Source organism: Pseudomonas sp. S3_G06 (assembly GCF_054667565.1).
The window spans coordinates 1,392,662-1,412,929 of the sequence record NZ_CP162738.1 but is presented as its reverse complement, the minus strand read 5'-3'; the positions used below and the strand labels follow the sequence as shown (position 1 = coordinate 1,412,929).

Annotated in this window: 20 protein-coding genes; 10 read left to right on the top strand and 10 right to left on the bottom strand. The window is 61.1% G+C overall.

The genetic code is table 11. The features are described from left to right. Positions 1–9: 9 nt before the first annotated feature. Positions 10–669: a LexA family protein gene (locus AB4N47_RS06485; RefSeq protein WP_071172928.1), complete on the bottom strand. Its 660-nt coding sequence runs from the start codon at positions 667–669 to the stop codon at positions 10–12. A gap of 130 nt (positions 670–799) precedes the next feature. On the opposite strand from AB4N47_RS06485, the gene AB4N47_RS06480 reads away from it, so the two are divergent. Continuing rightward, complete coding sequence (locus tag AB4N47_RS06480) at positions 800–1,198, top strand: DUF6124 family protein (protein WP_038862224.1); 399 nt, start codon at positions 800–802, stop codon at positions 1,196–1,198. A gap of 104 nt (positions 1,199–1,302) precedes the next feature. Here AB4N47_RS06480 and AB4N47_RS06475 read toward each other — a convergent pair whose 3' ends face one another. Further along, positions 1,303–1,521: a hypothetical protein gene (locus AB4N47_RS06475; RefSeq protein ID WP_460154440.1), complete on the bottom strand. Its 219-nt coding sequence runs from the start codon at positions 1,519–1,521 to the stop codon at positions 1,303–1,305. Positions 1,522–1,616: 95 nt separating this feature from the next. Here AB4N47_RS06475 and AB4N47_RS06470 point away from each other — a divergent pair, with 95 nt between their 5' ends. Continuing rightward, on the top strand, positions 1,617–2,768 hold the full coding sequence (locus tag AB4N47_RS06470; RefSeq protein ID WP_122698442.1) for a M14 family metallopeptidase: 1,152 nt from the start codon (positions 1,617–1,619) through the stop codon (positions 2,766–2,768). Between the two features lie 59 nt (positions 2,769–2,827). Here the strand turns inward: AB4N47_RS06470 and AB4N47_RS06465 are convergent, their stop codons facing one another. Both AB4N47_RS06465 and AB4N47_RS06460 read right to left on the bottom strand, forming a co-directional pair. Next, complete coding sequence (locus AB4N47_RS06465) at positions 2,828–3,373, bottom strand: cytochrome b (protein ID WP_024013443.1); 546 nt, start codon at positions 3,371–3,373, stop codon at positions 2,828–2,830. Continuing rightward, positions 3,370–4,476, bottom strand: coding sequence for a catalase family peroxidase (locus tag AB4N47_RS06460; RefSeq protein WP_341637137.1), 1,107 nt, complete (start codon positions 4,474–4,476; stop codon positions 3,370–3,372). The genes AB4N47_RS06465 and AB4N47_RS06460 overlap by 4 nt, the downstream gene beginning before the upstream one ends. 156 nt (positions 4,477–4,632) lie before the next feature. Between AB4N47_RS06460 and AB4N47_RS06455 the strand changes: the two genes are divergently transcribed. From AB4N47_RS06455 to AB4N47_RS06440, 4 genes are all read left to right on the top strand, one after another. Further along, positions 4,633–5,139: an RNA polymerase sigma factor gene (locus AB4N47_RS06455; RefSeq protein WP_016775320.1), complete on the top strand. Its 507-nt coding sequence runs from the start codon at positions 4,633–4,635 to the stop codon at positions 5,137–5,139. Continuing rightward, positions 5,136–5,891, top strand: a complete 756-nt coding sequence (locus tag AB4N47_RS06450) for an anti-sigma factor family protein (RefSeq protein WP_341637136.1) — start codon at positions 5,136–5,138, stop codon at positions 5,889–5,891. The genes AB4N47_RS06455 and AB4N47_RS06450 overlap by 4 nt, the downstream gene beginning before the upstream one ends. Positions 5,892–6,099: 208 nt before the next feature. Further along, positions 6,100–7,230, top strand: coding sequence for a cell division protein ZapE (gene zapE, locus AB4N47_RS06445; RefSeq protein WP_341637135.1), 1,131 nt, complete (start codon positions 6,100–6,102; stop codon positions 7,228–7,230). Positions 7,231–7,434: 204 nt separating this feature from the next. Then, the gene (locus AB4N47_RS06440) at positions 7,435–8,748 is read left to right on the top strand and encodes a protein kinase (RefSeq protein WP_341637134.1); all 1,314 of its coding nucleotides are present in this window, start codon (positions 7,435–7,437) and stop codon (positions 8,746–8,748) included. A gap of 102 nt (positions 8,749–8,850) precedes the next feature. Here the strand turns inward: AB4N47_RS06440 and AB4N47_RS06435 are convergent, their stop codons facing one another. Beyond that, positions 8,851–9,555, bottom strand: coding sequence for a YebC/PmpR family DNA-binding transcriptional regulator (locus AB4N47_RS06435; protein ID WP_016775324.1), 705 nt, complete (start codon positions 9,553–9,555; stop codon positions 8,851–8,853). Between the two features lie 221 nt (positions 9,556–9,776). On the opposite strand from AB4N47_RS06435, the gene AB4N47_RS06430 reads away from it, so the two are divergent. Further along, positions 9,777–11,165, top strand: coding sequence for a type VI secretion system Vgr family protein (locus tag AB4N47_RS06430; protein ID WP_460154439.1), 1,389 nt, complete (start codon positions 9,777–9,779; stop codon positions 11,163–11,165). An 8-nt stretch (positions 11,166–11,173) separates the two neighbouring features. Here AB4N47_RS06430 and AB4N47_RS06425 read toward each other — a convergent pair whose 3' ends face one another. Further along, positions 11,174–12,565: an FAD-dependent oxidoreductase gene (locus tag AB4N47_RS06425; RefSeq protein ID WP_460154438.1), complete on the bottom strand. Its 1,392-nt coding sequence runs from the start codon at positions 12,563–12,565 to the stop codon at positions 11,174–11,176. A gap of 72 nt (positions 12,566–12,637) precedes the next feature. Further along, positions 12,638–13,963 (bottom strand): MFS transporter, encoded by a 1,326-nt coding sequence (locus AB4N47_RS06420; protein WP_341637131.1) that lies wholly within the window; start codon positions 13,961–13,963, stop codon positions 12,638–12,640. Between the two features lie 271 nt (positions 13,964–14,234). Here AB4N47_RS06420 and AB4N47_RS06415 point away from each other — a divergent pair, with 271 nt between their 5' ends. Next, on the top strand, positions 14,235–15,107 hold the full coding sequence (locus AB4N47_RS06415) for a LysR family transcriptional regulator (RefSeq protein WP_122612111.1): 873 nt from the start codon (positions 14,235–14,237) through the stop codon (positions 15,105–15,107). A gap of 96 nt (positions 15,108–15,203) precedes the next feature. On the opposite strand, the gene AB4N47_RS06410 is transcribed toward AB4N47_RS06415, so the two are convergent. After that, positions 15,204–16,064, bottom strand: a complete 861-nt coding sequence (locus tag AB4N47_RS06410; protein ID WP_341637130.1) for a LysR substrate-binding domain-containing protein — start codon at positions 16,062–16,064, stop codon at positions 15,204–15,206. A gap of 113 nt (positions 16,065–16,177) precedes the next feature. Between AB4N47_RS06410 and AB4N47_RS06405 the strand changes: the two genes are divergently transcribed. Together AB4N47_RS06405 and phnX are read left to right on the top strand one after the other, a co-directional pair. Further along, positions 16,178–17,287 (top strand): 2-aminoethylphosphonate--pyruvate transaminase, encoded by a 1,110-nt coding sequence (locus AB4N47_RS06405; RefSeq protein WP_217878517.1) that lies wholly within the window; start codon positions 16,178–16,180, stop codon positions 17,285–17,287. A 142-nt stretch (positions 17,288–17,429) separates the two neighbouring features. Next, on the top strand, positions 17,430–18,257 hold the full coding sequence (phnX, locus tag AB4N47_RS06400) for a phosphonoacetaldehyde hydrolase (protein ID WP_341637129.1): 828 nt from the start codon (positions 17,430–17,432) through the stop codon (positions 18,255–18,257). Between the two features lie 82 nt (positions 18,258–18,339). On the opposite strand, the gene AB4N47_RS06395 is transcribed toward phnX, so the two are convergent. After that, the gene (locus AB4N47_RS06395) at positions 18,340–19,014 is read right to left on the bottom strand and encodes a hypothetical protein (RefSeq protein WP_341637128.1); all 675 of its coding nucleotides are present in this window, start codon (positions 19,012–19,014) and stop codon (positions 18,340–18,342) included. 256 nt (positions 19,015–19,270) lie between these two features. Further along, positions 19,271–20,194 carry a 1-aminocyclopropane-1-carboxylate deaminase/D-cysteine desulfhydrase gene (locus AB4N47_RS06390; RefSeq protein ID WP_341637127.1) on the bottom strand — a complete coding sequence of 308 codons (924 nt, stop codon included), beginning with the start codon at positions 20,192–20,194 and terminating at the stop codon, positions 19,271–19,273. Positions 20,195–20,268: the final 74 nt, after the last annotated feature.

Genomic DNA, 20,268 nt, shown 5'->3' with positions numbered 1-20,268 from the left:
TCGATCCGTTCAGTAACGCGCCGTCGCCTGAACCACCACGCCGATAATCCGGCATTCATCGGTTAGCAGGGTTTTCGGCCAGGTTGGATTGAGCGGAACCAGGTAGCGCTGGCCGGCCTGCTCGTCGAGTTTGCGGAAAATCGCTTCTTCGCTGTCCGGCCACTGGGCGATCACCAGTTTGCCAGGCACTGCCTCCAACTCCGGATCGACCAGAATCAGCATGCCCTCGGCAACGCTCTGGCCGCTCGGCGCGGTCATCGAATCCCCGGTTACTGTCAGCCAGAATGCCGCACCGCCGCGAGCGTGGTAATCCGTGAGTTCGAAGCGCTGCTTCGCTGATGCTCCGGGATAGCTCGCCGCAGTGTCACGCACTTCGCACGGTGCACGCCAATCGCAGACCGGATAACGGAAGTACGGGTTGTACTTCTGCGCCAGCGGCATTTCGTCTTCCGGCGTCGGCTGCGGTTCGCGGATCACCAGAACGACTTCGAGGAAGTCCATTCCCAGCGCCTTGAGCACGCGGTTCATTTCGGTAACACCGGGTTCGCGACGCTTGTTCAGCCAATGACCGATCCCGCCCTGGGACATGCCGACGCGCTCTCCGAGCTCTGTTTGAGTGACTTTGAGCTCACTCATCTTGGCCTTGACCAACTCAATCCATTTATCCATGTGCCGCACCTTACGCGGACGTCTTCGACCGGCAAAACACATATTGTAGTATTTAAATTCTCGTCACAAATACAGGCGGTACTATCCTAAGGAAACGGACTTTCAATCGAACATGGAGTGACGTTTCATGATGAACATCAGCAGCAAAGACCTGCCCGATCTGCAAATCGACACCAGCTTCACCTCCCCTCAAGGCAATGCCGCCGCACAGCGCGCGCTGGATTACTACTTGAAACCGGCTGTTTCAGAACCCGAGACGGACGAACGTTTTTTCAATGTCAAAGGCCATCTCAGCGGCGAGGAAGCGCTGGTGCATGCCTCGGATCTGTTGCGATGTGCAGCCGCCACCGCGTTCAAGGCCGCAGAAAACCTGCAAGGCACCAGTCGCGATCTGGCCTTTTCGGTGGTGCACATGGTGGATATGGCGCGGGCGATGGTCGACCATTCGATCGACAACGACGAAGTCACGGCGGACAAGGTACGGGCGGACAGGAAAGAATTTTCCCATCGCGCAGATAAAAACATTTGACTTGCAAATGATAATGATTATTATTGCAAGCAGCTGGTCGCGAGATCAGTCGATGGACCAGAGACCTTAGGTCGGTCTTCTGGACTATCTCCTCATCAGGCTAATCACGGTTTTTGACCCGGCTTTTTGCCGGGTCTTTTTTTGCCCGTTTTTCGGGCTTGTGTCTTCAGGCTAATGAAGTCTTTGGGTGCTGCAAATTCGATGGCGCGGATAATAGCAAAAGAATATTGATTGGCAAGCCGATCCCGGCCACATTGGGCAAAACTAATGGCAATCAGCACTTGAGAATCAATCGCATAGCCTCTAAGCTGCTGGCGCGTCACGGAAGACGCCCCCCGCTACACCCGCAATTCCCCTCGGTTTCAGCCCTGCCTGCGTGTAAAGTACCGGTCATAAAAATCCTGCTCTGGAAGCGATTATGACCGTGGCCAAATCTTCGTTCGACATCAGCGCCAATTTCGACAGCGGCAATATCCAAGTCATCGACATCAGCAACCCGCTCAATCCGGTTCTGGCCATCCGCCCGGACACCCGCAGCGCTCATTTTCAGTGGTTCCATTTCAAGGCCAGCGGCCTGCATGTGCATCAGGAACACTGGTTTCGTCTGGTCAACGCCAGCCAGTCCTCCTATAACAAGGCTTGGACCGGCTATCAGGCAGTCGCTTCCTACGACCACGTCAACTGGTTCCGCATCCCCACCAGCTTCGAAGGCGACAGCCTGCGCTTTTGCCTCGAAGCCGAACAGACCCACGCCTGGTTCGCCTACTTCGAGCCCTACAGCCGCGGCCGCCACGACTGGTTGATCGAGCAGGCGCTGAGCAAGGCTGGCACCGAATTGCTGGCGACCGGCAAAAGTGTCGAGGGCCGCGACATTCAGCTGCTGCGCAAAGGCACCGGTGCCGAAGGCCAGCGCAAGATCTGGATCATTGCCCAGCAGCATCCGGGCGAGCACATGGCGGAATGGTTCATGGAAGGCGTGATTGAGCGTCTGGAGCGCCAGGACGATCCGGTATTGAACAAACTGCTGGCCAGCGCCGATCTGTATCTGGTGCCGAACATGAACCCGGACGGCGCCTTCCATGGCCATCTGCGCACCAATGCCATGGGTCAGGACTTGAACCGAGCCTGGCAGAACGCTAGCCAGGACATCAGTCCGGAAGTGCTTTTCGTCCAGCAGCAGATGGAAAAATATGGCGTCGATGCGTTTATCGACGTGCACGGCGACGAGGAAATCCCCCACGTCTTTACCGCCGGCTGTGAAGGTAATCCTGGCTTTACACCTCGCATCGAAAAGCTTGAAGAGCATTTCCGCAGCCATCTGAAGCACACCACCAAAGACTTCCAGACCACCTACGGCTACACCCGCGACGAACCGGGACAGGCCAACATGACCCTGGCCTGCAACAGCGTCGGGCAGAAATTCGACTGCCTGTCGCTGACCCTGGAGATGCCGTTCAAGGACCACGACGACCACCCGGACAAGATCACCGGCTGGTCGGGCAAACGTTCCAAGCAATTGGGCAAGGATGTGCTGACCACCCTCGCCGACATGGTCGACACCCTGCGCTGATCCCCTCCTCTGTAACGACAAAAGATCGCAGCCGACCTGCGATCTTTTGCGTTACAGGGTCAGCCGCGATCACGCCCGCGCAACATGCTGTCGAGAACTTCGTCACGACGCACCCAGCCATGAAACAGCGCCGCCGCCAGGTGCAGCAGCACCGTCAGAAACAGCAGATACGCCAGATAGCCATGGGACTTGCGCAGCACCGCAAACAGTTGCGCGTCAGCCGGCACAATCGACGGCAGATGCAGCGACGCCGTGAGCATCACCGGCTCGCCCGAGGCACTGATCATCGCCCAGCCGAGCAGCGGCAACACCAGCATCAACGCATACAACAAGACGTGGGAAGCCTTGGCTGCCAGCACCTGCCAGCCTGGCAGATCATCCGGCAGCGGCGGTTGGCGGGTGGTGAAGCGCACCAGCAGGCGCACGATCACCAGCGCCAGAATCGCGATGCCCAGCGGCTTGTGCAAATGAATCAGCCATTCATGGCGAGACGACACCGAAGTGACCATGCCCGCACCGATAAACAGCATGGCGATGATCATCAGCGCCATCAGCCAGTGCAGCAGGCGCGCCAGCAAAACGAAATGCGTCGGTTGCTTGCTCATGGACGAGCCTCCTGTTTGGCGGCGGGCAACTGGCTGACTTCGCTGGTGCGACGCAGGTAGGAATCGGCGTAGCCGGCAGAACGCGCGGCCAGCAGTGGATCTTCCGAGCTTTGAATCCCGGCCGGCAGCACCAGCGGGTCGTAGTTGATGTCGCGGCATTCACCGCTGAGCTGCGGCTGGGTTTTCTCCAGCACCAAAGTCCCGGCGTTCAGCACTTTGCGATTAGCGGGCCAGGTCTTGCTGGCATCGTTGACCGGGTCGTCGGCGTTGGCCAACGTGATGTTCAACTGGAAGCGCAAGGGTGCGGCGGCCAGGCGTTGCACCAGGTCCTTCTCGAGAAAATCGGCGCCTTCTGGGGCTGCGGCACCTGCCGCGTCCTGCGCCAACGGGGTCATGCTCCAGCGCACGGCCTGCTTTTTACCGTTGCCATCGACCAGATAGAACGCATTGATACTGTTATAGGTTTCGGTCGCGTAGCTGGCCGAAGGCTTGGCGGTCTTTACCCACGTCAAGAACGGCACGGCTTCCGCGTGCGCGGCGAAGAACGCCGGCACCTTCGTCGGGTCGGGCTTGCCGGTGGCTGGATCCGGCGACTGCGCCTGCTGCAATTGGTAGAACGCTTCAGGCGTGCCCACCGGGAACACCGGCATGCTGTTCATGCCGGTGCGCCATTGCTGACCGTTCGCCTGGGTGAAGCGCAGCGCCAGACTGCGGATCGGTACGGCGCTGTCCGGCGCATAGGGATTGCCGGCCGGCAAGGCGAAACGCCCCACCACCGGTGTCTGCGGCAGGTTGAACACTTGTGCTGTAGAGAATGCCCGCGCCTCGCCACTGCTTTCGAAATGGCCGATCACGCACACGCCCTTGGCGTGATTGCGACGAAAGCCGGGATGCACGCCGTTGTTCTTTTCCAGCACATCGACCAACGCTTTTGGCGTCAATCGTTGTGGGTCAAGGTTGCCATGCACGTAGGCAAACGCCCCGGCCACAGCGGCGACAATCAAGGCAATGCCGCCCAGGCGAAAAACCAGGCTCGCGGCGCTCAGTGGCTGGCGCGGCGGCCTGCCGGGCGGTGCAGCGTTGGGGGACGAGCGATCAACCATGAATATCTCCAGGCCATCGGCCACAAGTGGAAAGAGTCAGCAAGACGCACCCCGTCCGGGTTTATTCCACGGCGCGGTATTTATTTTTGCGCACGGGGAATAACCTGCGCTGACGGGCGTCTTCCTAGTCCACAGCGTAGCGACCAGCAGACATTCATGAGCGAATTCGACGAACAGTTGAGAGAAATCATTCCCAGATTGCGCCGCTTCGCCGTGTCGTTGACGCGCAACAGCAGCAGCGCTGACGATCTGGTCCAGGCCAGCCTCGAGCGGGCGCTGTCGGCGTGGGGCGAGAAACGCGCCGAGGGCGACTTGCGCGCCTGGCTGTTTGCAATCCTCTATCGGCAATTTCTCGATGCGCACCGTCGTTCGCGGCGCTATGCGCGGATGCTGGAATTTTTCACAGGTCGTGACGACGCCGAGCCGTCGGTGGAACGCACCGTGATTGCCCAGTCGACCCTGCAAGCCTTCGAACGCCTGCCCACCGAACAGCGCGCTTTGCTGCTGATGGTCTCGGTGGAAGGCCTGTCCTATAAAGAGGTCGCCGAGATCCTCGGCGCCCCGATCGGCACCGTGATGTCGCGCCTGTCCCGCGCCCGCCAGGCCTTGCGCCAACTCAGCGACGGCGAAATCAGCAGCCCTTCCTTGCGGATACTCAAATGATCAGCCTGCCTCCCAGCGAACGAGATTTGCACGCCTACGTCGACCACCAGCTCAGCAACGCCGATCGGCGCGTGCTCGAGACCTGGCTGGCCAGCCACCCTGAAGAAGCGGCTCAGGTGCGCGCCTGGCAACGCGATGCCCAAAAGTTGCGCGCAGCGCTGAGTGGCGCCTTGCAGCAACCGGCCAATCCGGCGCTCGACCCGATGATGATTCGCCAGCGCCGCCGCCAGCAGTCCCGTCGGCACCTGGCCAGCGCGGCGGTGCTGCTCATTGCCGTGAGCATTGGTGGTTTCAGTGGCTGGCAGGCGCGGGAAATGACCCTGGCGCGCCCTGCGCCATTGCCGATGACTGACGCATTGCAAGCCTATCGCCTGATCGCCCAGCAAGGCGTACTGCCCGCCGATTACAAGGTCGACAGCGACGGCGACATGCAGCATTGGCTCGACCGCTACTTCAGCGGTGCCGGGCGCTTGCCGGACTTGAAAGCTGCCGGATTCGAGCCGGTCAGCGGGCGCTTGCTCAGCACCGATGAAGGCGCGGCGGCGATGGTGATGTATGAGGATGGCAGCGGTCACAAAGTGAGCTTTTACCTGCGTCCACCGGGGCCGAAAAACACCCTGCTGCCGCGTGGCTCGCGCAGCGATGGCGATCTGCAGGCCGATTACTGGTCAGGGCCGGGCTACAACTATGCGGTGGTCAGCCCGACCGACTCGCCGGCAGCAGAGTTACTCAAGCAATCGCCACCGTTCTGAAATCCACCTCTGGTAGGAGCTGACGAGTGCAACGAGGCTGCGATCTGTTGGTGGCAACCAAGATCAAAAGATCGCAGCCTCGTTGCACTCGTCAGCTCCTACAGGGGACCGTGCACATATTTCATGGAGCCGACGCCCGGGCTCTGGTTACACTGGGGCCACCGCGCTCGCTGTGGAGCCGGTCTGAGAAACCAGGAGCCTGTCCCGCGTGCCCGCCCGAACGCCGAAACGATCACGACTGAGCCAACGCTGGCCGTTGCTGCGCCGCCTGTTCGGCAAAGGCCTGCCCGCCAGCGCCGGGCACGATGCTCATGCCGCGACCATCCGCGATTATTTCCGCCACAAGGCCAAAAGCCAGGGCTACACCCTCAGCCGCAGTCAGCAGCAAGTCATCGACTGCATGGCGCAGCAAGCCAGCGTGCTGCTCGGCGACAGCGGCCACACCCCGCCGAGTCTGTACCTGTACGGAGCCGTCGGGCGCGGCAAGAGCTGGTTGCTCGACGGTTTTTTCCAGGCACTGCCGATCCCGCGCAAACGTCGCCTGCACTTCCATCAGTTTTTTGCCCGGTTGCACGACGGCATGTTCCGTCATCGCCAGGAGGAAGACGCGCTGGAAATCACCCTGGATGAGTTGCTGGAAGATTGCCAGGTGCTGTGTTTCGACGAATTCCATGTGCACGACATCGGCGACGCGATGCTGATCACGCGGCTGTTCAAGGCCCTGTTCAAACGGCAGATCATGCTGCTGGTGACCTCCAACTATGCACCCGAGGGCCTGCTGCCTAATCCGCTGTATCACGCGCGCTTCAAACCGGTGATCGAGCTGATCAACACGCGCATGCAAGTGATGGAAGTCGGCGGCGCCCACGACTACCGCACGCTCAACCGTCAACACACGCATCAAGTATTTACCCAAGGACATTACGTATGGCCAGCGACATCAGCTCAACGTCAGACACTGGACCTGCCAGCAGCCGACGCGCCTGCCTTGGCCCTCGAAGTTGGCAAGCGCCAGCTTCAGGCCCGTTTTTGCCAAGGCCGGCGAGTCGCGTTCACCTTCAACGATCTGTGTGAACAGCCAACGGCAGTGATGGATTATCTGCAACTGTGCCAGCGTTTCGACCAGTGGATCATCGATGACCTGCCGCAGCTCGGCGAATGTCCGATCGCCGTGCAGCAGCGCTTCATCAATCTGATTGACGTGCTTTACGACCAAGACAAACACCTGACCTTGCTCGGCCAGCTACCGCTGGGCCAGAGCCTGGAAGGTCACGCCATCGACCTGGCGCGCACGCGCAGCCGGTTGGGGCAGTTGCAGGAAATCCACGAACCCAACTGACACCCTACCCTGTGAGAGCGAGCCTGCTCGCGAAAGCGGTATGTCAGTCAGAGTTCATTTAACTGATACACCGCTTTCGCGAGCAGGCTCGCTCCCACAAGGTCCCGGGACAACTCAAAATCCGTTCAGCATCCGCTTTACCGCTATCATGTCGCCCATTCCAGCGCCCACGCGTCGCTCCACCGATCAATAGCGAAACCAGACATGCACACCCTTGCTCAACTGCGCGCCGGCGAGCTGTCCGGCATTACCCGCCTCGACCTGTCTTGCGGGCTGACCGAATTCCCCAACGAAATTTTCCAACTGGCCGACACGCTGGAAGTGCTCAACCTCAGCGGCAACGCGCTGAGCAGCCTGCCGGAGGACCTGCATCGCCTGACCCGCCTGCGCGTGCTGTTCTGCTCCGACAACCAGTTCAGCGAACTGCCGGCCTGCCTCGGCCAGTGCCCCGCGCTGACCATGGTCGGCTTCAAGGCCAACCGCATCGTCAATGTGCCCGGTGCCGCCCTGCCGCCGCAGCTGCGCTGGCTGATCCTCACCGATAACCGCATCGAAAGCCTGCCCAGCGAACTCGGTGAACGCCCCGCTTTGCAGAAGCTCATGCTCGCCGGCAATCGCCTGCAATCGCTGCCAGACTCCCTGCGTCACTGCCATCGGCTGGAATTGCTCCGCATCGCTGCCAATCAACTCAGCGAACTGCCGCAGTGGTTGCTGACCTTGCCGAGCCTGACCTGGCTGGCCTACGCCGGCAATCCGCTGGAGACCGAAGCCGATGCCGCTGCACTTGAGGCCACGCCGCTGATCGACTGGTCGGCGCTGCGCCTTGAACAGCAACTGGGCGAAGGCGCTTCCGGGGTGATTTCCCGGGCGGTCTGGCAGCGTGACGATGGCACGGCGCAGGCGGTTGCGGTGAAGCTGTACAAAGGCGAGATGACCAGCGACGGTTCGCCGTTGCATGAGATGAACGCCTGCATCACCGCAGGCCTGCACCCGAACCTGATCCGCATCGAAGGGCGCGTCAGCGGCCATCCCGATCAACAGCAGGGGCTGGTGATGCAACTGATTGATCCGAGCTTCGGCAATCTCGCCGGTTTGCCCAGCCTGGACTCCTGCTCGCGGGATGTTTATGCCGAAGATCGCCGGTTCTCCGCCGAGGTCGCCCTGCGCGTCGCCAAAGGCATCGCCTCAGCGGCCGAGCACCTGCACCGCCAAGGCATCACCCACGGCGATCTGTATGGCCACAACATTCTGTTGAACGATCAGGGCGATTGTCTGCTGGGGGATTTCGGCGCGGCGTCGTTTCATGCCACCGGCGATGATGTGCAGACGCGCGCATTGCAGCGCCTGGAAGTCCGTGCGTTCGGTGTGTTGTTGGGGGAATTGCTGGAGCGTGTCGACTCAGGATTGAGTACGGAGCGCCGCGCGCAACTGCAGGCGCTGGAACGACGTTGCTGTCAGGCCGATGTGCTGGGGCGGCCGGGGTTCAGTGAAGTGATCGAGGTGCTGGAGAACCTGTGACCGCTGCACGGTCAATCGCCAGCAGGCTCGCTCCCACAGTTGAAATACATTCCAGTGTGGGAGCGAGCCTGCTCGCGAAGAGGTCATTACTGGCGCGACAGATCAGCCAGCCAGACCGACGAACATGTCCTGCACGTCATCATGGTTGTCGAGGCCTTCGAGGAACGCTTCGACTTCAGCCATCTGCTCGTCGCTCAAGCCGCTGACCGGGTTCTTCGGCTGGTAGCCGAGTTTCGCCGACAACACGGTGAAACCTTGTTCGGGCAGAGCTTTCTGCACAGCGTCGAGGTCGGTCGGGTCGGTGAGGAACAACGTCGCGCCCTCTTCACCCGGCTCGAAATCCTGGGCACCGGCTTCGATCGCAGCCATTTCCGGATCGGCATCCGGGCTGTCCGGCGCGGCTTCGATCATGCCGACGTGGTTGAACATCCACGCCACCGAACCGGAAGCGCCCAACTGGCCCTTACGGAACGCCACGCGGATTTCCGCGACGGTGCGGTTGATGTTGTCGGTGACGCATTCGACGATCAGCGGCACCTGATGCGGCGCGAAGCCTTCGTAGGTCACGCGATGGTATTGCACGGTTTCACCCAGCAGACCGGCGCCTTTCTTGATCGCGCGATCGAGGGTTTCTTTTGGCATCGAGGCTTTCTTCGCCTGCTCGACCACCAGACGCAGGTGTGCGTTGGTGGCGGTATCGGCACCGTTGCGTGCAGCAATGGTGATTTCCTTCACCAGTTTGCCGAAGATCTTCCCTTTGGCGTTGGCTGCCGCTTCTTTGTGTTTAACCTTCCACTGTGCGCCCATTACTCACTCTCTTGATCTGTGGCGCCGAGACATCTATTGGCCGACGCGTGGCGGCAAGTTTATACGGCCTAAAGTCGGCAATCGACCAAAAAAACAGCCGACGGAATCGACATCTTCACCAAAGCATGTAGGGGGATTCTGAAAAGCGCCTTTGACATGACCATTCAGGCCGACGGTTTCGTACCCTTGAAACCCCGTATCGCCTGACAGGGCCTGCTCGAATGCTCAATGACAAGGAAAGTCCCTTCACCCTTACGCTGACCGACAGCGGATTGCGCCTGCCGGTGGTGCGTTTTCGCGGCGAGGAAGCGCTGAACCAGCCTTACCGTTTCGACATCGAACTGCTCGGCCTGGCCCCGGCCATCGTTCCGGGATCCTTCCTGCACAGGCCGGCCTTTCTGCGGCTCAGTGAGCAGCACGGGTTCCACGGCGTCATTTCCAGCGCCAGCTGCGAACATCGCGGGACCCATCGGGTCGGCTATCGACTGATTCTGGTGCCGCATCTGCAACAACTGGCGCAAGCGCACAAGCGCCGCGTGTTTACTCACCTGAGTGTGCCGCAGATCATTCAACAACTGCTCGAGGAACATGCCCTGCCAGCGCACAGCTACCGCATTGAAATGAGCGTCGGTCACTACCCGGCAAGGGCGTTTTGCATTCAGTACGAAGAAAGCGATCTGGCCCTGCTGCAGCGGCTATGCGAAGAAGAAGGCATCCACTATCACTTCGAACACGGGCCGCACGGACACGTCGTGGTGTTCGCCGACGACAGCCTGAGCCTGCCGCAGGAACCGGTTGAAATCCCTTTCAATGCTGATGAGCAACCACCATCGCCCTGCGTCAGCGCACTCTATCAACAGCATCGCGCGGCGCCCGTGCCGATGCTGCATGCGGTGCGCAATCGTGGCCAGCCAACCGGCAACGCCGAAGCCGCCAACGAAGTCTCGACCGAGTTGCCGATGCCCGCGCGATCGCCGGAACGTCTGCACGCCGAACAGCGCAGCCGGCGCCATCTGCAACGCCAGCGCTGCCAGTTGCGTTCCATTCACGGGCGCAGTGATTGCAGCGATTTGCTCAGTGGCCGACTGCTGCTTGTGGCCGATCACCCGATCCATCATTTCAACGAACAATGGCTGATATGCGCCGTGCGCCACCAAGGGCAGCACCCTTCGATCCTTGACCCGACGCCAAGCGTTCAGCGTTATCACAACGACTTCACTGCGCAGCCCTGGTCGACCGATTTCCGTCCGCCACTCAAACAAGCTCGCCCGAATATTGCCGGTTATCACTTGGCGAAAGTCGCGGGTGCGCCTGGGCAACCTGCGCAAGTGGACGAAAACGGCTGCCTCGCTGTAAGCCTGTGGCCGTCTGCGGATAAATCCGCCAGCGACGCCCTGTGGCTGCCGATCGCCATGAGCCGGTTCAGCGGCCCCGTCGCGGTCGATCAATTACCGCGTGCCGGCAGTGAAGTGTGGGTGAGTTTCCTCGACAGTGATCCGGACCGACCGATCCTGTGCCTCAGCCACGCACGCCAGCCGCCGGAGCGCGAATCAGAACCCGCGCGCGACAGCCTGTTGCTCGACTGGCTGAGCCACCGCGCCGAGCATTGATTGGCGCCTCAGCCTTTGTCCGCCTTGCCCGCCGCCGCCGCGAACTTGGCCAAGCGCACGTCCAGATGCCGAGGCCGGCGCCCGTGATCTTCGGCGCGCTCCTTGCGGCGGATGGCGTTGCGCACCATCAGCGAGCCGAGGTAGCGAATCGGTTCCGGCGGGAAATAACCCAGCGGCCCGTTGACCAGCGGCGAACGGGTCCACGGGTTATCCAGGCCCTGCACCAGCGCGGCGAGAATCTGCCCGCCCATGTGACACGGGCCGACGCCGCTGCCGGAATAACCGAAGCCGTAAAACACATTGCCCGCCGAGCTCATCTGGCCGAAAAACGGCAAACCGGTCACCGAACGATCCGACGGGCCGTTCCACGTCGCGTCGATTTTGACCTCGGCGAACGCCGGGAAAAAATCCGCGAGACTGCGCTTGAGCAATCCGGCGTAAGGCGACGGCTGATCGAACACCGGCAGCATCCGCCCGCCATAGGCGAAGGTGTTGCCGCCCTTGCCGAGCATGATCCGGCCGTCCGGGGTGTTGTGGTAGTAATGCACGAAAATCCGCGAATCGAGGACGCTGACGCCGCTGGTCAAACCGATTTGCTGCAGCAGGTCCGGGCGCGGTTCGGTGATCAGCATGTCACTGGAAACGATCGCCACACTGCGCTCGAACTGAGGAAACGCGCGGGCCATCCACGCATTCATCGCCAGCACCACGCGGTCGGCGATGACCTTGCCGCTGTGTGTGTGGATGCGTGCCGGGCGGCCCTCTTCCAGACCGGTCATCGCCGTGCCTTCATGTATCTTCACGCCCAATTGCAGCGCCACCCGGCGCAGACCGCGTACCAGTTTGCCCGGTTGCACGCTGGCAGCCGCCGGGGAAAACCAGCCTTCCAGGTGTTTCGCTGAGCCAGCCATGCGCTGCACATCGGCGAGCGGGCGCTGGCTGAACGAGTTGATGCCGTTCCGCTCCAGCGCCGCGATCACCGCATCAGTTGCGCCGACCTGGGCGCGATTGGTCGCGGTGTACAGCGTGCCGTCGAGGCGGTAGTCGGCATCGACGCCGTACTGCTCGCAGAACTCGCCGATCGCATGGATGCTGCGCTCCGATTCCCTGACCAGACGCACTGCTTCTTCGACGCCGAACAAGCGCTCCAGGGTGAAATACTTGGCCGACCATGACAGTGCGCAACCACCGTTACGGCCACTGGCGCCGGCACCGCAGATGTCTGCTTCGATCAGCAGCACATCCAGCTCCGGGTTTTGCTGCTTGAGCATGATCGCCGTCCACAATCCGGTGTAACCACCGCCAACAATGCACACATCCGTGCGCACCTCGCCTTGCAGCGGTGGACACTGCTCGGATGGGTCGGCCTGCAAGGCTTGCTCGAGCCAGAACGGTCGCATGGGAAATCTCCAGTCAGATAGCCACGACGCAGCCTGCCGCGCACCGCGCAGCAGGCCACGGGGCGAAGGGTTTCAGGAACGCAGCGGTTTGACGCTCAGCGGGCAGTTGGGGATCGCCGCGCGCGGCTCCATCACGCCGACCGGCCGACTGTTCCAGTGCGGAAACAGCACCAGCGCCGAGAACAGCGCGCATCCGGCGAAGACGATAAACACCGTCACCGAGTCGAAGTAGCCCGGCAGCAAACCGCCGAGCACCGCGCCAACGGAGCCGCAGCCGTTGACGAAACCGGCGGCGGTGGCGCCGGCCTTGGCCTTGCCGAAATCGATGGCGGCCGCACCGCTGATCATCGAGTCCGGGCCATACAACGTCAGGCCCATGACGAACAGCAACGCGACGACCAACAACACGCTGCCGGTGTTCAGCGCAGCCATGAACAACGCCAGCGTCACGGTCAGCGCCAGCAGACTCAGCACGCAGGCCGGCATGCGTCGGGCGCCGAAGAGTTTGTCCGAGGCCAGGCCGATCATGATCGGCCCGAGCAATCCGGCCAGTTCAAACGCGGTGGGAATGATCGCCGCGCCGACCTTGCCGACACTGGGCATCTGTTCGAAAACAATCACAGGGCCCCACAACAGAATCGCGTAGCGCGCCGGTTTCAGCAGGAAATACGCCAGGCCCAGCACCAGCACCGTGCGGTTGCGCAGGATTTCCTTCAGTGGCTCCCAGACGCTGAGTTTGCTGTTGGCTGCGGTTTCTTCGGCGGTCAGTTCCGGCTCGGGCTCCACCGCCGGCAAGCCGACGTCTTCCGGTTTGTTGCGCTGGAAGATAAAGAACAGCACGGCGACCACCGCGACCACCGCCGCGCTGGAAATGAATGCCGCGTGCCAGGTGCCGACCAGCGTGTAGGCCCACCAGCCGGCGAACGGTGAGGCGACCAGACCACCAAACGCGTAACAGGAACTCCACAAACCGAGCACGCGCCCGCGCTGCTCTGACGGGAAGAAGCTGCCAAGGTTTTTACACAGCCCCGACCAGCCAGTGGACTGCGCCAAACCTTGAATCAACATGCACGTGGCGAAGATCGGCAATGTAGCGAAACTGCCCATCACCAGCGCCGCAGCGGCGGATATCAGCAAACCGCCAAGCACCACCACTCGTGGACCGAAGCGATCGGCGAGCATGCCCCAAGTGAACTGTCCGAGGGCATACGCCGCCAGATAGATTGCGTCGAGGTTGGCCATGGCCATTTTGTCGAGGGTGAAATCAGGGTCTTCGGCGATGCCCAGTTTGGCCACCGAAAATGCTTTGCGGGTGAAGTAGAACGCGGCGTACGCGAGCCAGGTAATAGCGAAGATCTGCACGCGCCAACGCGCCAGGGTGCCGATGTGCTTGTTCATGGTGGTTCTGACCTCAGGGTGTGAGTGTGCCGGCAGAATCGATTAAGAAAAACGCCTGTGTTTTTTATTGTTGAGCACTGCGTTACCGCCCCTTCCCTTCGGCGATAACGGTCAGATGAGTCTGCTGTTGCACGCACAGGCTCATGGGCCGGCGCTGCTGTTCGACCGAACAGTCAGCGATGGCGTGAGCCGATCAAAGCAATTACTGTTTAATAAATAAAATCGATTTATCGTATTTCACACATAAGCTGAGCTTGTTACTGGAGCCACCATGTCCGTCTCTCATGCCCAACTCAAAGCGTTCCATGCGGTGGCCGTCCATGGCAGCTTCACCCGCGCCGCCGAGCGGCTTTATCTGACGCAACCGGCGATTTCCGACCAGGTACGCAAACTCGAAGAACGCTTCGGCGTGCTGCTGTTTCACCGCAATAAACGTTCCGTGCGCCTGACCGACCTGGGCGAGCGCCTGCTGGCGATCACCCAGCGCCTGTTCGTGATCGAAGCCGAAGCGCAGGAATTGCTGCAGGAATCCCAGGCCCTGCAGACCGGCAGCCTGATTCTCGCCGTGGACGCGCCGATCCACGTGTTGCCGCAGATCGCGCGGTTCTGCGAGCGCTACCCGGGGATCAGCGTGAAAATCGAAACCGGCAATACCGATGAATCGCTGTTTCGCCTGTTCAACTATCAGGCCGATCTGGCGCTGCTCGGCCGCGACGTAACCGATGAACGCTTGCTGTGCGTGCCGTTGCGCAACGATCCGATGGTGGCGTTCGTTTCGCGCAATCATCCGTGGGCCGAACGCGAATCGATCTGTCTGGCCGATCTGGATGACACGCCACTGGTGCTGCGTGAGATCGGTTCAGTAACCCGGCAGACCCTGGAAGAGGAAATGGCCCGAGCGGGCTTGCGCATTCGCCCGGCAATTCAGGTTGAAGGTCGGGAAGCGGCGCGCGAAGCCGTGGTGGTGGGGATCGGGGTTGGTGTGGTTTCAGCGGCGGAGTTCGGCGCCGACTCACGGGTCTGCGCGTTGCCGATCACCGACTGCACGAGGCGCCTGACCGAAACCCTGGTGTGCTTGCGCGAACAGAGTTCGCGGCGGGTGGTGGCGACGTTTCTCGATATGGTTCGCGAGAGCCTTGTGTAAGCAGCACTGGCCCCTTCGCGAGCAGGCTCGCTCCCACATGGGACCGCGCTCTGTAGTGTGGGAGCGAGCCTGCTCGCGAAGGAGTCGCCTCGGTTTTCAGTCTGGCGCCAGATCAAAAAACGCCTGAATCAAGCGCAACTCGCGCCGGCGCTCCATACAGCCAATCATGTGCCGGTTCACCAGCCCTTCCCCGGCAATCGGGATCGCCACCACGCGCGGGTCATGACTGACCTCCACCGATGACACCACACCGACCCCCAACTCGGCCGCGACCGCTTCGGTCACCGCCTCGCGACTGTCCAGCTCCAGCAACACCCGCGGCTGAATCGAGGCCTGCGCACACGCCTGGTCAAACGTGCGCCGGGTGATCGAAGTCGGCTCGCGCAGGACCATGATCACTTGGTCCAGCTCCTTGAGTTTCATTTCCCCGGAGCGATTCGCCCAGCGATGCCCCGCCGGCACCAGCGCGCAGATCCGCGATTCGCTCAGCGCTTGCAGATGCAGGCCCTTGCGCGGCTCGACCTCGGTCAGCACCGCGACATCGGCGTGTTCCGACAACAGCGCCGCCAAAGTTTCCTGCGCGTTGCCCAGACGCAGGTTGACGGTGATCCCCGGATAGCGTGCGCGCAGGCTTGCCAGCATCGGCATGACCATGTGCGGCCCGTCCGCCGCCACCTCCAGACGCCCGGTCAGTAACTGCCGATTGGCCTCGAGCAGCGTCTGCGCTTCTTCCGCCAGGCCGAACATGGCGCGAGTGATCGCCGCCAGTTTGGTGCCCTCCTCGGTCAGTTCCACCCGTCGCGCGGTGCGCCGCAGCAAGGTGATCTGGTAGTGCTCCTCCAGCGACTTGATGTGTCCGGTGACTGCCGGCTGGCTGATGAACAACCGCGCAGCCGCCCGGGTGAAACTGCCTTCGCGGGCCACGGCATCGAAGGCGCGCAGCTGAAACAGATTCATGGATAACCCTCACTGATGGCTGGCATAACAACAAACAATTTGATTGATGCAACGGCGAATTGCAACGTAGGCCCCGTAGCTTCATCCCACAGCGTTTTCGCGAGGACACACGAATGAGTACCGCCGCACCGATTCTGCTCACTCCCGGCCCGTTGACCACTTCGGCCCGCACCCGTCAGGCCATGATGGTCGATTGGGGTTCGTGGGATGACCGCTTCAACCAGCTGACCGCCAGCCTGTGCGAGCAATTGCTGGCCATCCTCAACGGCGCCGCCAGCCACCATTGCGTACCGTTACAGGGCAGCGGCACCTTCGCCGTCGAAGCGGCGATCGGCACGCTGGTACCGCGCGACGGCAAAATCCTCGTGCTGATCAATGGCGCGTACGGCAAGCGCCTGGCGAAAATCTGCGAAGTGCTCGGCCGCTCGTTCAGCACCTTCGAAACCGCCGAAGACGAACCGACCACCGCCGCTGACGTCGACCGCTTGCTGCGCGCCGACGCTGACATCACCCACGTGGCGCTGATCCACTGCGAAACCAGCACCGGCATTCTCAATCCGCTGACCGAGATCGCCGAGGTCGTCGCGCAACACGGCAAACGCCTGATCATCGACGCCATGAGCTCATTCGGCGCGTTGCCGGTGGATGCGCAAAAAGTACCGTTCGACGCGCTGATCGCCGCCTCCGGCAAATGCCTGGAAGGTGTACCGGGGATGGGTTTTGTCTTCGCCCGCAAGGAATCGCTGGCCGCCGCGGCTGGCAACTCGCACTCGCTGGCGATGGACCTGTACGACCAGCACGTCTACATGATGAAAACCGGGCAATGGCGCTTCACCCCGCCCACCCATGTGGTCGCGGCGCTGCACGAAGCGCTACTGCAATACAGCGAAGAAGGCGGCCTGCCAGCGCGGCATGCGCGTTATGCGGCCAACTGTCAGGCGCTGATGGAAGAGATGAACAAGCTCGGTTTGCGCAGCTTCCTGCCGGCGGCAATTCAGGCGCCGATCATCGCCACGTTCCATGCCCCGCAGGATCCGCGTTACCAGTTCAAGGACTTCTATGAGCGGGTCAAGGCCAAGGGTTACATCCTCTACCCCGGCAAGCTGACCCAGGTCGAAACTTTCCGCGTCGGCTGCATCGGCCACGTCACCCCGGACGAAATGCGCCAGGCCGTAGCAGCAGTGGGTGAAGTGCTGCGCGAAATGGAAGTGCTCGACATTTGAGCCTCACCTCAAATCCCCTGTGGGAGCGAGCCTGCTCGCGAAAGCGTCGTCCCAGGCGACACATAAGCTGATGTCAGACCGCTTTCGCGAGCAGGCTCGCTCCCACATTTTGATCTCATTTTCAAATCAGGAACTAATTGCCATGAACTACACCAATCCAAGCAAGCTGCAAGCCGCGATCCTCGACTGGGCCGGTACCGTGGTCGATTTCGGCTCGTTCGCGCCGACGCAGATCTTCGTCGAAGCCTTCGCCGAATTCGATGTTCAGGTATCGATCGAAGAAGCCCGTGGGCCGATGGGCATGGGCAAGTGGGATCACATCCGCACCCTCTGTGATCAGCCGCAAGTGGCCGAGCGTTATCGCAAGGTGTTCGGTCGCACGCCGACCGACGATGACGTCACCGCTATCTACAACCGCTTCATGCCGTTGCAGATCGAGAAAATCGCCGAGCACTCGGCACTGATTCCCGGCGCGCTGGACGCCATCGCCCAACTGCGCACACAAGGCATCAAGATCGGTTCCTGCTCCGGCTACCCGAAAGCGGTGATGGACAAAGTTGTCGAACTCGCCGCCAGCAACGGCTACGTCGCCGACCACGTGGTCGCCACCGATGAAGTGCCAAACGGTCGTCCATGGCCGGCGCAAGCGTTGGCCAACGTGATCGCTCTGGGCATCGACGATGTTGCAGCGTGCGTGAAGATCGACGACACCGTGCCGGGCATTCTCGAAGGTCGCCGGGCCGGCATGTGGACGGTTGCGCTGATTTGCTCGGGCAACGCGCTGGGTCTGGATTATGAGGGTTTCCGCGCGCTGGGCAGCGATGAACTGGCCAGCGAGCGCAAGCGCATCCACGCGCTGTTCGCAGATTCGCGGCCGCATTACATGATCGACACCATCAGCGATCTGCCGGAAGTGATCGCCGACATCAACAAGCGTCTGGCCAACGGGGAGATGCCGCAAAACGCTTGAGGCTGGAAAACTAAAACACCGCTGATGGCAATCAGCGGTGTTTTTTTGCACTGTCTTGAGTAAAGACATCGCTTGTTATGACTTATTCGGAAATAAGGTTACCTTGCGCATCGTACGCAAGACCATCGGGATGTTTAACACTTCCGTCCGGCAATTGTTCAGTTCCATCTTCCCAGACAATACGGCCATCCGGATATTCAACGGTATTATCCGGCCAGACGATTCGCCCGTCCGGATACTCTACCCGGCCGTCTTCATATTGAATGATACCGTCGGGACGCTTGATCGAAGTTTTATCTACAGCGACTACGCTGCCGTCAGGCAGTGTGGTGGAGCCATCGACATTGACTTTCGCACCAATTGTTTGAATCAGCGTTATCAAGGCCACAGGATCGATGTTGATGTTAAGGGTCGGCCATGGCATTGGCGGACGCTTGGTGTCAACCGGGGCCACTGGTTTGGTTGGCGCTACCGGCTTGGTCGGCGCCACTGGTTTGGTCGGCGCCACTGGCTTGGTCGGCGCTACCGGCTTGGTTGGCGCCACTGGCTTGGTCGGCGCTACCGGCTTGGTCGGGGCCACTGGCTTGGTTGGCGCAACTGGCTTGGTCGGCGCTACCGGCTTGGTCGGCGCCACTGGTTTGGTTGGAATTAGTGGCTTGGTTGGCGCAACTGGTTTGGTTGGCGCAACTGGCTTTGTTGGTGTTACCGGCTTTGACGTCGTGGTAGTAGGGCGAGGCTTCGAGATCGGACTTTTCATATTCACACTCAAATTGATAAATATAGTTTTGATCTTTAATAACAAACTAAAGAGCCGACCCGACAATAATCACGCACAACAAACTATTCAAACCAAAAGAAACCACAAGATATAAACAACATAGAGTTACGCTGCGCAGACCAACGTACAACAATAACTTTCAACAAACAGAAGTCATAAACCATAAAACTCGTACTTCGATTGATTGCAAATATCATCACGCCGAAGGTTGGCATGTGTTGATCGCGACCATCGGCTACTTCGCTGCAAATCCGCGCCGTCCCTGCAGGCCACCCGTGTGGGCAAAGACCAGACGCGTGCCGACCGCGAATTCGCCTGACTCGACATGCTGCTTGAGCGCCAGCAAGGCCTTGCCGGTGTACAGCGGTTCCAAAGGGATGCCGCTGGTTTGCTCGGTCTGATCGATGAAGGTCAGCAACGCCTGGTCAACTTTGGCGAAACCACCACGACTGGCATCGATCAGTTGATAGTCCGCCGCAGGCTCGGCGGCGTGCGCGAGGATCGACTCAATGTTCGGCGCTACGCCGTGATCATCCGGCACTGCCAGAGCACCGTACACCACGCGCTTGCCTCGCTCGGCGAGCGCCAGTCCGGCCAGTGTCGTGCCGGTGCCACAGGCCAGCCACCAGGCGTCGAAATCATTCCAGCCCAGCTTGGCCAATTGCTCTTCGGCCTGCTGCCTGATCGCTGCGCAACCCAAGGCGCCGGCCAGTCCACCACCGCCCTCGGGCACCGCATGCAGCGTCGGAAATTGCGCTTGCCATGGCACCCAGAATCCCGCTCCGTGCCGCGCGCGGTAGCCGGCGTAACCGAGCCAATGCAACTGCATGCCGAACGTTTGCAGATCCAGCACTGTCGGCGTGTCCTGCGGGTGCCCGCGCAGCAGCCCCACGGTTTTGAATCCCAACCGCTTGCCCGCCGCCGCCAGCGCGTGCAGGTGATTGGAATGCGCACCGCCAAGGCTGATGATGCCCTCGGCGCCGGCACGCTCGGCGGCTTTGAGATGTTCAACGAGTTTGAACCACTTGTTGCCGCTGATCAGCGGGTCGATGCGGTCCAGGCGCAGGATCGCGACCTCGATGCCGGCGTCTGCCAGCCAGCCTAGACGGAGCGGTTCGAGGGGGGCTTGGGCTAGCCAGTCGGGGGGAGGCAAAAGCATGGGCACTGCACAATCTGGAAAAGACCACATACTAGTAGGAGCTGCCGCAGGCTGCGATCTTTTGATCTTGCTTT

Coding starts and splice junctions, on each gene's coding strand:
- AB4N47_RS06430 (WP_460154439.1), top strand. CDS start 9,777: ATGCTCAATGACAAGGAAAGTCCCTTCACCCTTACGCTGACCGACAGC.
- AB4N47_RS06440 (WP_341637134.1), top strand. CDS start 7,435: ATGCACACCCTTGCTCAACTGCGCGCCGGCGAGCTGTCCGGCATTACC.
- AB4N47_RS06480 (WP_038862224.1), top strand. CDS start 800: ATGAACATCAGCAGCAAAGACCTGCCCGATCTGCAAATCGACACCAGC.
- AB4N47_RS06460 (WP_341637137.1), bottom strand. CDS start 4,476: ATGGTTGATCGCTCGTCCCCCAACGCTGCACCGCCCGGCAGGCCGCCG.
- AB4N47_RS06450 (WP_341637136.1), top strand. CDS start 5,136: ATGATCAGCCTGCCTCCCAGCGAACGAGATTTGCACGCCTACGTCGAC.
- AB4N47_RS06455 (WP_016775320.1), top strand. CDS start 4,633: ATGAGCGAATTCGACGAACAGTTGAGAGAAATCATTCCCAGATTGCGC.
- AB4N47_RS06435 (WP_016775324.1), bottom strand. CDS start 9,555: ATGGGCGCACAGTGGAAGGTTAAACACAAAGAAGCGGCAGCCAACGCC.
- AB4N47_RS06425 (WP_460154438.1), bottom strand. CDS start 12,565: ATGCGACCGTTCTGGCTCGAGCAAGCCTTGCAGGCCGACCCATCCGAG.
- AB4N47_RS06390 (WP_341637127.1), bottom strand. CDS start 20,194: ATGCTTTTGCCTCCCCCCGACTGGCTAGCCCAAGCCCCCCTCGAACCG.
- AB4N47_RS06395 (WP_341637128.1), bottom strand. CDS start 19,014: ATGAAAAGTCCGATCTCGAAGCCTCGCCCTACTACCACGACGTCAAAG.
- AB4N47_RS06405 (WP_217878517.1), top strand. CDS start 16,178: ATGAGTACCGCCGCACCGATTCTGCTCACTCCCGGCCCGTTGACCACT.
- phnX (WP_341637129.1), top strand. CDS start 17,430: ATGAACTACACCAATCCAAGCAAGCTGCAAGCCGCGATCCTCGACTGG.
- AB4N47_RS06485 (WP_071172928.1), bottom strand. CDS start 669: ATGGATAAATGGATTGAGTTGGTCAAGGCCAAGATGAGTGAGCTCAAA.
- AB4N47_RS06410 (WP_341637130.1), bottom strand. CDS start 16,064: ATGAATCTGTTTCAGCTGCGCGCCTTCGATGCCGTGGCCCGCGAAGGC.
- AB4N47_RS06420 (WP_341637131.1), bottom strand. CDS start 13,963: ATGAACAAGCACATCGGCACCCTGGCGCGTTGGCGCGTGCAGATCTTC.
- AB4N47_RS06470 (WP_122698442.1), top strand. CDS start 1,617: ATGACCGTGGCCAAATCTTCGTTCGACATCAGCGCCAATTTCGACAGC.
- AB4N47_RS06415 (WP_122612111.1), top strand. CDS start 14,235: ATGTCCGTCTCTCATGCCCAACTCAAAGCGTTCCATGCGGTGGCCGTC.
- AB4N47_RS06465 (WP_024013443.1), bottom strand. CDS start 3,373: ATGAGCAAGCAACCGACGCATTTCGTTTTGCTGGCGCGCCTGCTGCAC.